Below are 11,384 nucleotides of genomic sequence, written 5' to 3'. Positions count from 1 at the left end.
CGCCAGATCCAGATCCAACGCCAGATCCAGATCCAACACCAGATCCAGATCCAACGCCAAATCCAGATCCAACGCCAAATCCAGATCCAACGCCAGATCTAGACCAGACTACTCCTAAGGGTGAAGAAGTAACTGTCAATAAGTCAGGGATTTTACTGCCTAATACTGGTTCTGATGAAGGAGAATACGTAGCAATGGGTCTTACTTTACTGGCAATGGGCTTAGGAATTTCTGTAGCAGAATTAAAAAAACGCCTAAGTGAGAATCAATAAACTGTAGGCTAAGACGCTAGTGTAAGATCTTTAAATAGGACTCTCTTCATTCTTAAATGGATGAAGAGAGTTTTTAAATGGGCGAGTTGTTTTTAAAGACAGAAAGATATATGATTATTTATATAAAAATGATTGAGCTTAATAGCTTTATAGTTTCTTGAGGAGGATAGAAGTTATGGAAAACATACTTTATGGAGAATCACCGATTATTTATAAAAAGCCAATCAAAGATGGAGAGGGCAATGATATAGGTAAGACCATTATTATTGAAGATAATGAAGGAAATATCATTTTAAGTCAGAACATTTTGAATGATAACAATGGGAAATCAGTAAAAGTTAATGTGAATCAATCAGAAAGAGAGGGTGTGTATGGATACACGGTCAATATTTTAAAGCCGACCGGGGAAGAAGAGAAGATATTTTTAGAAAACAAGTCAAGTAATCTTGAAAATGAGCAACCAGTTGTTGAAACTAAAGATTTGAAGGATTTTCAAGAACAAATTATTGGCAAAACATTTGTCATCAAAGATAGCCAAGAAAAGTTGATCGCCACTCACCATATTTTAAATGATCCCGATGGCAAAGAACCTGAGCTTAAAATTATTGCTGAGGGAACGGGTCATAAAGTGATTATTTATAAACCAGATGGTGACTTTGAAGAAGTTTTTGTGGAAAACAAAAAAGTTCCAACCATCGAAAAAATCCCTTTTAAGGATAATCAAGGAAGTATTATAGGATACACTGTTTTAGTTAAAGATGATGCAGAGCGAGTTTTATTGAACGAACATATTTTGATTGGCAAACAAGAAACAGCCCCAGATGTTAAAATCACTTATGATAAAGACGAAAACGGGGATCGAGGTTATTTAATTATAATTACGAATGCAGAGGGGTTGAAAAAAGAAACCTTTATAAAAAATGAAAAAGTCCCTACTATTGAACAGTCAGCATTTAAAGATAAAGAAGGAAACACCATAGGAACAACTATGACTTTAAAAAATGGAGATGGAGAATTGGTTTCGATTGAATATATTTTACATGACAAAGCCATTGAGAAAGTTGAATATTCTATTCAACCTAGCCAAAATGATAAGGGAGAAATAGGTCATTTAGTTATCATAGAAAATCCTGATGGTACAATTAGCAAAACTTTTGTAAAAAGTTAAAGAAAATATAAATACCATCGGATAAAGAGAGTTAAGGTATGATAAAGAGTCTTTGAATGGTGTTAATGAAAAAGGGACAAATTCTAAAGGTGGGAACAACTGAAGAAAAATATATTCTAACTATTGTTCAGAACACTTTTATATGGACCATCAGCCAGTGAAAAAGCCACCCAGCCTGTATGTAAAATGACGGAAAATTTAAGGTATAATTATGCTATTTAGCGGGTAACAAAGTCGAAAAATGGGTGTTGATGAGTAATTGTTGTGATGGGCAAGTTGAGACCTTGATTATATGAGTTTAATCTTAATAAAACTCATCACTTTGACCCTCAAGCACAATAAAGTATTGGCTATCCTAAAAATAGTCAGAGCATGATAGGGATCAATAGAAAGCGCCAAAAAAGTTTTTTAATTCATTAATTCTTTATTATTATCAGTAAGTTAATAATTATTAAACTTTTGAAGGACAGAGCAAACTTTATTAAAAACTTCACAAAATTTTGAATCAGTGTTTACGGTGTAAGGATAAACATGATATACTAGACCTATATGAACTAACAAAGAAATGGGGAAATTGTAAATGTCTAAAACAATGGCGATTAATGCGGGTTCTTCAAGTTTGAAATTCCAAATCATAGAGATGCCTGAAGAAACAGTGGTTTCTAAAGGATTAGTTGAACGTATTGGATTAAGCGATTCAAAATTAGAAATTAAATATACGGACGCTAATGGTGAAGATCAAAAGTTTCAAATAGTCGAAGATATTGCAGATCATGCTCGTGCAGTGGATTTATTACTAACTAAACTTCTAGACTTAGGAGTTATCACAAACTTTGAAGAAATTACCGGTGTCGGACACCGTGTAGTAGCTGGTGGAGAACTCTTCAAGGAGTCTACTCTAGTAGATGAGCAAGTTATCAAAAACATTGAAGAATTGGGAGATTTCGCCCCCTTACATAACCCTGCGGAAGCAGTCGTAATTCGTGTTTTCCAAGAAAAATTACCACATGCTACCATGGCAGCAGTCTTTGATACTTCTTTCCATACTTCAATGCCGGCTGAAAATTATTTATACAGCATTCCGTACGAATACTATGAAAATTACTCCGTTCGTAAATATGGAGCTCATGGGACAAGTCACCAATTTGTGGCCCACCGTGCAGCTGAAATCGTAGGTAAGCCCATTGAAGATCTTAAAATTATCACTTGTCATTTAGGGAACGGAGCTTCAATTACTGCTGTGGAGAAAGGGAAATCTGTTGATACTTCAATGGGCTTCACTCCACTAGCTGGCTTAACAATGGGAACACGTGTCGGTGATATCGATGCATCTGCAATTCCATTCATCATGCAAAAGGAAGGTATTGAAAGCATTGAAGAGATGGTAACTATCTTCAATAAAAAATCTGGTTTACTCGGTATTTCAGGTGTCTCATCCGATATGCGTGATGTGGAAGAAGCTGCAGAAGCAGGAAACGAACGTGCACAACTAGCTCTAGATATTTTCTTCAATCGTATTATTAAATACATTGGACAATATGTAGCAGTGATGAATGGTGTAGATGTGATTGTCTTTACTGCCGGTATCGGTGAAAACTCTAAAGAAACACGTGAAATCACTATGAGAAACTTTGGTTATATGGGTGTTAAGATTGACGAAGAGCGTAATAACACACGCCAAGAAGCCATCGTTTCTACAGATGATTCTACGGTAACAGTTATCAACATTCCTACTAACGAAGAAATTGCGATTGCTCGTGACGTTGAGCGTCTTAAAAATCAAAAATAATCATTAAGATAAGTTGGTTTGAACGTTATTCTCATTTGAGAATGACGTTCTTTTGGTATATTATTAAGGGAAGAAAATAAAGAAGTCTAGAGATACCAAACTGAAGGAGACACATGAATGGCTGAAAATATTATTATAGATGAGCAAGCGATCAATAGAACTCTAAAGAGAATGGCCCACGAAATTGTCGAACGGAATCCGAACGTCCAAGAATTAGTATTAGTAGGAATTAAAACAAGAGGCATATATTTAGCCCATCGTTTAGCTGAAAAAATTTCGCAAATTGAAGCTATTCAAGTAAAGCTAGAAGAGTTAGATATTTCTTTTTACCGTGATGATTTGACCCACAAGTTTAAAAATGAAGCACCTGTTGTTCAACCCCCTCACTTTTCTCACTCAATGCGTGATAAAGTTGTGATTATGGTGGATGATGTTTTATATACAGGTCGAACCATTCGAGCAGGACTGGATGCGATTCTATCGTCAGATCGTCCAGCCAAAATTCAATTGGCAATACTGGTGGATAGAGGTCATCGTGAACTCCCAATTCGCGCTGATTTCGTCGGTAAAAATATCCCGACATCCAGCGAAGAAAAAGTGGCAGTCAAATTAAATGAAGTAGACCAAGCAGAAGAAGTCGTTATCTTACGTAAATAAACGAAGCCCTTCAAAGTTATTAGCTTTGAAGGGCTTTTAATTTGAATGAGTTAATGCGACCTAAGAGTAAAGTAGATGAGCACAGAGACCATGGTAATCAAAATCAAAACAAGGACTAGCCAGACAAGACTCCAAATTTTTAATTGTAAATAGATTAAGATAAAGCCTAAAATAGCTAATAAAAAAAAGGTTAGTGCGATTAAATTGAAAATCCTAAGGTCTTGTAGCTTGAGCAATTTTAGTAAGGAATGTCGGAAGTAAAAAATATAGAGGGCCAAAATCACTAATATCGATGGGAAGGCATAGAGCAAAGCTTGTAGCATTATTAACCTCAATTCTATCTAAAGATTCATTAAAAAAGAGCTGGCAATTGCCAGCTCTCAAAATATATCCGAATCGTGCCGATTCAATAAAGCTAGGTTGAACCCGCTAGCAATCAGGTGGGGTTCTCACGAAATGCTTCTGACTTCCACATGCGATGGCTTGTCATAGGTATTCGATTGAAGAATCCCTAATGTAAAATGTTCGGTCAACACATTGACTATCTCTCGAACACATCAGATATATTTCCTATGTACCTAGTATAACACGATGAGATTGAATTGCAATAGTTTTGTTTGAAAAAATGAAAGCATTTACAATATTAGTCGTTAGTAGCTTATTGTATTGAGAAAGAAAAATCGAAACTCATAACTAAACCTTCATGTAAAGCTAATTTTGCTGTTTTTTTATTTCTTGATAGTATTGGTTAATAGCAGCTTCGTATTTTCCTGTTGGTTCGGCTTTGAAGTATTGCTTATTTTTAAGGGGATCGGGAAGATATTGTTGACGGATAAAATGATTGGGATAATCGTGAGGGTTTTGATAGCCGATGGAGCGACCTAATTTTTTTGCTCCCGCATAATGTCCATCTTTTAAGCTGTCTGGTACTGGGCCTGTGTGTCCAGCTTCAATATCCGCCAGGGCCGCATTAATGGCACGGTAGGAGGTGTTGGATTTAGGACTTAAGGCTAAATCTGCCACAGCGAAAGCCAAAGGTATGCGTGCTTCTGGTAGGCCCAACTTTTCAGCAGCTTCAACAGCCGCTACTGTTCGTTGAGTAGCTTGCGGATTGCCAAAACCAATATCTTCATAGGCAATAACTAACAAACGTCGGCAAGCGATGACTAATTCGCCAGCTTCTAAAAGAATAGCTAAGTAATACATAGCCGCATCCACATCTGATCCTCGAATTGACTTTTGAAAAGCAGAGATGACATCATAGTGATTGTCACCATCTTTGTCATGGCTTAATCGTTTACGCTGTAAACATTCTTCAGCAATTTCTGGCGTGATTACAATCTTACCCTGATCGTTTTCAGCTGTAGAAAGAACGGCCAACTCTAATGCGTTGAGGGCTGAACGAATGTCGCCATTTGTTACAGATGAAAAATGTTCAAGGGTGTCTTTGGTAATTTCAACTGGATACTTGCCCAAGCCATGATCAACATCCTTAATCGCTCTTTGTAACCCCTCTTGAATCTCTTGACAGGATAGAGGTTTGACTTCAAAAATTTGAGTACGTGAGCGAATGGCAGGATTAATCGAAATGTAAGGATTCTCAGTAGTCGCACCTATTAAAATAATCCGTCCGTTTTCTAAATGAGGCAACAAGTAGTCTTGCTTAAGCTTGTTCAAACGGTGAATTTCATCTAATAGTAATATCAAGGTACCTGACATTTTGGCTTCAGTGACGACAACTTCTAAATCTTTTTTTGCATCAGTTGCTGCATTTAAATGACGAAAAGCATATTCCGTAGTACCAGCAATAGCAGCAGCAATCGAAGTTTTTCCGGTACCTGGTGGACCATATAGAATCATAGAAGAAAGACGTTTGGCCTCAACCATTCGACGGATAATTTTGCCAGATCCTACAAGGTGAGTTTGTCCCAAGACTTGATCAATGTGCTGCGGCCGCATGCGATAAGCTAAAGGTTGTTGCATTAGGAAACCTCCTTATAATGTGTATAGTTTACCACAAAAGGCTCTTTTTGATTAATATACGCCTTTTATTTCTATAAGTAAACACTTTCAAAATCATTAAAATACGTTATAATAGTTGTATTAGGAATGAAAAGGTGAGGCAATGATATATTTTGATTATGCAGCGACAACCCCAGTCGACCTCCGTGTTCAAGCACGAATTTCTCATGCTTTAGCAGAATCTTTTGGAAACCCTTCTGCTACATATAAGCTAGGAAAGGCAAGTAAAAATAAGTTGACCTTAGCGCGTCGACGCTTAAAAGAGTTGTTAAAATTAGATGAAAACGCTGATTTGTACTTCACTTCCGGTGCAACAGAGGCCATCAATTGGGCACTGCGATCACAAGCTGTTCGAGCACGTGATTTAGGTCTAGGTAATCATATTGTTACCACAGCAATTGAACATTCAGCAGTGGATAAGGTTCTTCTTGATTTAGAAAGCAGAGGGTTTGAAGTGAGCCGAATTCAGCCGGACTCTAACCATCAATTCACACTACAGCAATTTATTGAAGCCAGTAAAGAAACGACCATCGGTTGGACAGCTATGGCAGTAAATAATGAAGTGGGTTCTCAACTTCCTATCCAAGACCTAGGTCAATATGCTAAGCAAAAGGGCTATTGGTTCCATGTTGATGCCACTCAAGCTGTTGGTTATCAACCGATTAACCCACAAAATTTTCCTTGTAGCTCTTTCAACGGGTCAGGTCATAAATTTTATGCACCAAAAGGAATTGGTTTTCTGGTCTATCAGGCTTGGAACAAAGAAATGACCTTAGATCCTTTATTATTAGGTGGTGATCAAGAATATACTAAGCGTTCAGGAACTGAAAACCTTCCTTATATTTTAGGTATGGTGGAGGCCTTGGAGTTGATGTATCAGGGGTATGAAGAACTACAAGGAAATTTTAAAGAACTAACAGCATATTTTTTTCAACGATTAGATGAAGCGAGCATTAACTATCAAAGAAATGGTGATCTTAATCATCATAATAACCGCATACACAGTATTTGGTTTAAAGGAAAATTAGCTAGCCAGTTGATTATTCAAATGGACATGCAAGACATTTATCTTTCAGCAGGATCCGCTTGTTCAGCCGGTTCAGTAAAACCCAGTCGCATTCTAACTGCTTATTACCCAGATAACCCAGCGCGTTGGCAAGAGAGTGTTCGAATTTCATTTGGTCGTTATACGACTAAAAATGAGATTGATCAATTAATTGAAGCAATTATAAAAATAAATAAATAGTAAGGAGTAGAACAATGGCATTTACACCAGAAGCAAAATTATTAGGATTCAATCGAACTTTTGAAGTCAGTCCAGAATGTAGACCTTATACTTTAAGAGATAATGGCTTCAATGAAACACGTGGAGGTAACTACTTATACAAACGAGAATTAGATTCGACACATCGTACAGGTTTGGTTTTAAAGGTAACTGTTAATGCTGATTTAAATGGGTTAAAAATTTCAACCGTAAATTCTAACGGTTTGCAGGCGGTTAATGTGTTCAGCCTGGCCAACAACGAGATGGTAATTGAAAAAATAAATTTCATTTTCGACGGATTTGTTGACCGAAACGTTCTAGTTGAAGTAAAATAGAAAATAGTTTTGAATGTATCTAAACGGACTTTCCATTCAAGGTGAGTTCGTTTTTAATCTTTATATAAATATTAAAAGAAAGGAAGACCCAATGACTCCAACAAAAGATAAAGCACAAACGCGAGTAGTGATAGGTATGTCAGGAGGTGTCGATTCTTCGGTAGCCGCCTTATTACTAAAGGAAGAAGGCTATGACGTGGTCGGTCTGTTCATGAAGAACTGGGATGATACGGATGAAAATGGTGTTTGTACGGCTACCAAAGATTATGAAGATGTTGCCTTAGTCGCTGAACAAATTGGTATTCCCTATTATTCAGTTAATTTTGAAAAAGAATATTGGGATCGCGTTTTTGAATATTTTTTAAGTGAATATCGCAAGGGACGAACACCCAATCCGGATGTTATGTGTAATAAAGAAGTCAAATTCAAGGCCTTCTTAGATTATGCCACCGAATTAGGGGCGGATTATATTGCCATGGGTCATTATGCCCAAGCAGCAAGAGATGACAAAGGACAGGTTCATTTGTTGCGTGCATCGGATCAAAGGAAAGACCAGACTTATTTCCTTAATCAATTATCTCAACAGCAATTACAAAAAGCTTTATTCCCACTTGGACACTTGGAAAAAACACAAGTGCGTGAAATTGCAGCCCAAGCAGGCTTAGCAACCGCTAAGAAGAAAGATTCTACTGGGGTATGTTTTATTGGAGAGAGAGATTTTAACCAATTTCTATCTAATTATTTACCCAACCAACCGGGTAAAATGAAAACTTTAGATGGTGAAGTGAAAGGCGACCATATGGGATTGATGTACTATACAATTGGGCAAAGACATGGTTTAGGTATAGGCGGATCTACTGGATCGAATGGCTCCAATGAGCCTTGGTTTGTGATTGGCAAGGACATGGCTACTCAAACACTTTATGTAGGCCAAGGCTTCCACCATCCGCATTTATATGCTGATTACTTAGAAGCTTCGGATCTTTCTTTTACAGATGGTGATAAGAGTGATCGGACTTTTAGATGCACTATTAAATTTCGTTACCGTCAAGAAGATGTTCCAGCAGAAGTGACGATTTATGACCAAGGGAAAAAAGCACGAGTGGTTTTTGATGAACCAGCACGAGCCATTACGCCTGGACAAGCGGTAGTTTTCTACCAAGACCAAGAGTGTCTAGGAGGTGGCATTATTGATGCGGCCTATAAAGATAATCAAATGCGGCAATATATTTAACTGTCAGTCACCCTGAGCATTTAGGGTGATTTTTTTATGGACATATTAAGAGTCTTAGGCAAGCTTTGAATGGCAAGCTCTAGTTCTTAATAAAAAAGATTGATATAATAAGACATACAAGTGAGGTGAGAGTGGATGGAAGAATTAATAGTAGGTAGCGTGGAAAGTACCATCTTCGAAAATGACCAAAATTTTTATAAGGTCTTGCGCATTAGTGTAGATTTAGATCAAACGAGTCTCTTGGTAGACGAAGAATTGGTTATTACGGGTCAATTTACTACGATCCATTACGATACGCCCTATCAATTTTTTGGAAAATTAGTCCACCACCCACGTTTTGGACAGCAATTTTCAGTCACTCGCTACCAGCAATTGATGCCGACTTCACGCAGGGGCTTAATTGATTATTTGTCCAGCAATCGTTTCAAAGGAGTAGGTCCTAAAACAGCCACAAAAATCGTAGAGTCATTAGGGGAAACGGCAATTGATCAAATCCTTGATGATCCCAATGCTTTAGACAAAGTGAGTGGTTTAACAGCTAAAGTTGCCAATCAATTAAGGGCCAGTCTTTTAAAATTTCAAGGAACAGAACGTATTTTTATGCAGTTAAGTGAATGGGGCTTTGGTCCTAATTTAGCAGATAGAATCTATAAGAAATTCCAATCGAATACACTGGAACAAATAAAAGAAAATCCCTATCAATTAGTAATAGAGATTGAAGGAATCGGATTCACTAAGGCCGATAAGTTAGCAGAACAATTAGGCATTCAACCCGACGCCGCTGAACGAATTGCTTCAGCTATTACCATGGCGGTGGCACAAATTTCTACCGATCAAGGAGATACCTATGTACCGATACCGGATTCGTTGAGAACTGCACGCGACCTCCTAGAAAAAAGTCGCCCCTTTTTGATTGAGGATGATTTATTGACCAAGGGGTTGGATCTTGCAATTATTCAAGACCAGCTGTTAGTGCTAGGAGAAGATCTTGTCATTCCCTCAATTTTCTACGCAGAGTACGGAAGTAGTAAAAAGATTCACGACTATCTGATGGCTGAACAAGTTAAGCGATTTGAAGCAGAAGAGATTGATCAAGCCATTGAGGATGTTATGGCCTTAATTAAAATTGACTATGATCAAGAGCAACAGCAGGCATTAAAATTAGCCATTCAATCCCCTCTCTCTATTATTACAGGAGGTCCAGGAACCGGAAAAACAACCTTGGTACAAGGACTCATTTATTTACATGCTATCTTACATGGCTATGATCTGGCCGATCTAAATGAGGATAATTTTGATTCTCCAATCCGTTTGGCGGCTCCGACAGGCAGGGCGGCTAAACGGATGCAAGAAACTTCTCATTTGCCAGCTTCTACCATTCACCGCTTAATTGGTTATAATCGTGAGTCGACGCTAAGAGACTTTGAACCGATGATAATTGATGGCAGCCTTTTAATTATCGACGAAATGTCAATGGTTGATGTGTGGTTAATGAATTGGTTGCTACAAGCCATTCCCTATGAAATGCAAGTAGTCTTTGTCGGGGATAAGGACCAACTGCCCTCAGTAGGACCAGGTAAAGTTTTTTCAGATATGATTGATTCGGGTCTGATTCCAACTGTTTCGCTATCCAAAATTTATCGTCAGTCCGATGATTCATCCATCGTTCATTTAGCTCACCATATACGTCAAGGCTATCTGCCAGAGGATTTTTTAGCCAAGCATAATGACCGTTCATTTATCCCTTGCTCTGCTCAGCAAGTCAGTGATGTGGTTGGACAGATTGTAGCAGCAGCAATTAAAAAAGGCTTTAATAGCCAAACGCTACAAGTCCTAGCCCCTATGTATAAGGGACCAGGCGGCATCAATCAGATCAATGACTTGATGCAAGAAATGTTGAATCCTGCTAGTTCAAAAAAACGTGAGATAAAACATTTTGACCAAGTCTACCGTATAGGAGACAAGGTTCTTCAACTGGTAAACAATACAGAAGAGGGTGTTTACAATGGGGATATTGGCAAGATAACTGCTATCTTAACGGCAAAAGAAAGTTCAAATAATGTGGAAGAAGTGATTGTTGATTTTGATGACAATGAAATCCACTATCGTAAAAATGAACTGGATCAGCTGACTCTGGCTTATTGTTGTTCCATTCATAAGGCACAAGGATCAGAATATGACTTAGTCATCTTACCATTGGTTGATCGCTATTCACGCATGTTAAGAAGGGACATCATCTATACTGCTGTGACAAGGGCGGTCAAATCCTTAGTCATGGTAGGGAACCCTCAAAGTTTTAATAAGGCGGTTTCACAAGTTCAAATAGAACGCAAAACCAAATTAGCTGAATACTTACAATTAAACTTGACTGAGCAAGCAAAGAAGCGTGAGCTGACAAAAAGCAAAAAGCAAGAGGATGATACAGCAAGTGTTACTCAAGTAGCAGAAAGTAAAATGTCAAAAGCAAGCTTTGTCTTAAATGACCAAACCATCTGGCAAGTCGATCCCATGATTGGCATGGAAGGACTCAAGCCGGAAGATTTTGTATAGTAATAAAGCTTTCTTTGTGTGATTTTAATAGTAACTAGCAAAACCTCCTAAAGAATGTTTCTTTAGGGGGTTTTGATAATTAAAACTTCAATC

9 protein-coding genes and 1 other RNA gene are annotated in these 11,384 nt (G+C 37.8%); 8 read left to right on the top strand and 2 right to left on the bottom strand.

The features are described 5' to 3' along the window. The 4 genes from ACQV2P_RS07055 to pyrR all read left to right on the top strand — a co-directional run. Window positions 1–272, top strand: a 272-nt coding sequence (locus tag ACQV2P_RS07055; RefSeq protein ID WP_428894805.1) for an LPXTG cell wall anchor domain-containing protein, incomplete at its 5' end; no start/stop codon positions are given. A gap of 175 nt (window positions 273–447) precedes the next feature. Next, on the top strand, window positions 448–1,440 hold the full coding sequence (locus ACQV2P_RS07050; RefSeq protein ID WP_428894804.1) for a hypothetical protein: 993 nt from the start codon (window positions 448–450) through the stop codon (window positions 1,438–1,440). Window positions 1,441–2,020: 580 nt separating this feature from the next. Beyond that, window positions 2,021–3,229, top strand: a complete 1,209-nt coding sequence (locus ACQV2P_RS07045; RefSeq protein ID WP_428874397.1) for an acetate kinase — start codon at window positions 2,021–2,023, stop codon at window positions 3,227–3,229. A 117-nt stretch (window positions 3,230–3,346) separates the two neighbouring features. Then, window positions 3,347–3,886: a bifunctional pyr operon transcriptional regulator/uracil phosphoribosyltransferase PyrR gene (gene pyrR / locus ACQV2P_RS07040; RefSeq protein WP_428894803.1), complete on the top strand. Its 540-nt coding sequence runs from the start codon at window positions 3,347–3,349 to the stop codon at window positions 3,884–3,886. 384 nt (window positions 3,887–4,270) lie between these two features. Here pyrR and ssrS read toward each other — a convergent pair. Further along, window positions 4,271–4,453, bottom strand: a non-coding RNA gene (gene ssrS / locus ACQV2P_RS07035) — 6S RNA. Window positions 4,454–4,597: 144 nt separating this feature from the next. Beyond that, on the bottom strand, window positions 4,598–5,869 hold the full coding sequence (locus ACQV2P_RS07030) for a replication-associated recombination protein A (protein ID WP_428884903.1): 1,272 nt from the start codon (window positions 5,867–5,869) through the stop codon (window positions 4,598–4,600). Between the two features lie 142 nt (window positions 5,870–6,011). On the opposite strand from ACQV2P_RS07030, the gene ACQV2P_RS07025 reads away from it, so the two are divergent. From ACQV2P_RS07025 to recD2, 4 genes are all read left to right on the top strand, one after another. After that, window positions 6,012–7,154: a cysteine desulfurase family protein gene (locus tag ACQV2P_RS07025; protein WP_428882476.1), complete on the top strand. Its 1,143-nt coding sequence runs from the start codon at window positions 6,012–6,014 to the stop codon at window positions 7,152–7,154. 14 nt (window positions 7,155–7,168) lie between these two features. Beyond that, entirely contained in the window at window positions 7,169–7,507 is a 339-nt protein-coding gene (locus ACQV2P_RS07020) for a cysteine desulfurase (protein ID WP_428874259.1), read from the top strand. 91 nt (window positions 7,508–7,598) lie between these two features. Then, window positions 7,599–8,741, top strand: a complete 1,143-nt coding sequence (mnmA, locus tag ACQV2P_RS07015; protein WP_428874258.1) for a tRNA 2-thiouridine(34) synthase MnmA — start codon at window positions 7,599–7,601, stop codon at window positions 8,739–8,741. A 135-nt stretch (window positions 8,742–8,876) separates the two neighbouring features. Continuing rightward, window positions 8,877–11,291, top strand: a complete 2,415-nt coding sequence (recD2, locus tag ACQV2P_RS07010; protein WP_428874257.1) for an SF1B family DNA helicase RecD2 — start codon at window positions 8,877–8,879, stop codon at window positions 11,289–11,291. Window positions 11,292–11,384 lie beyond the last annotated feature (93 nt).

Source organism: Facklamia sp. P12932, from assembly GCF_050409545.1.
Lineage (GTDB): Bacteria > Bacillota > Bacilli > Lactobacillales > Aerococcaceae > Facklamia.
This window is presented reverse-complemented; position numbering and strand designations above follow the sequence as displayed.

Coding starts and splice junctions, on each gene's coding strand:
- pyrR (WP_428894803.1), top strand. CDS start 3,347: ATGGCTGAAAATATTATTATAGATGAGCAAGCGATCAATAGAACTCTA.
- ACQV2P_RS07025 (WP_428882476.1), top strand. CDS start 6,012: ATGATATATTTTGATTATGCAGCGACAACCCCAGTCGACCTCCGTGTT.
- ACQV2P_RS07045 (WP_428874397.1), top strand. CDS start 2,021: ATGTCTAAAACAATGGCGATTAATGCGGGTTCTTCAAGTTTGAAATTC.
- ACQV2P_RS07050 (WP_428894804.1), top strand. CDS start 448: ATGGAAAACATACTTTATGGAGAATCACCGATTATTTATAAAAAGCCA.
- ACQV2P_RS07030 (WP_428884903.1), bottom strand. CDS start 5,869: ATGCAACAACCTTTAGCTTATCGCATGCGGCCGCAGCACATTGATCAA.
- recD2 (WP_428874257.1), top strand. CDS start 8,877: ATGGAAGAATTAATAGTAGGTAGCGTGGAAAGTACCATCTTCGAAAAT.
- ACQV2P_RS07020 (WP_428874259.1), top strand. CDS start 7,169: ATGGCATTTACACCAGAAGCAAAATTATTAGGATTCAATCGAACTTTT.
- mnmA (WP_428874258.1), top strand. CDS start 7,599: ATGACTCCAACAAAAGATAAAGCACAAACGCGAGTAGTGATAGGTATG.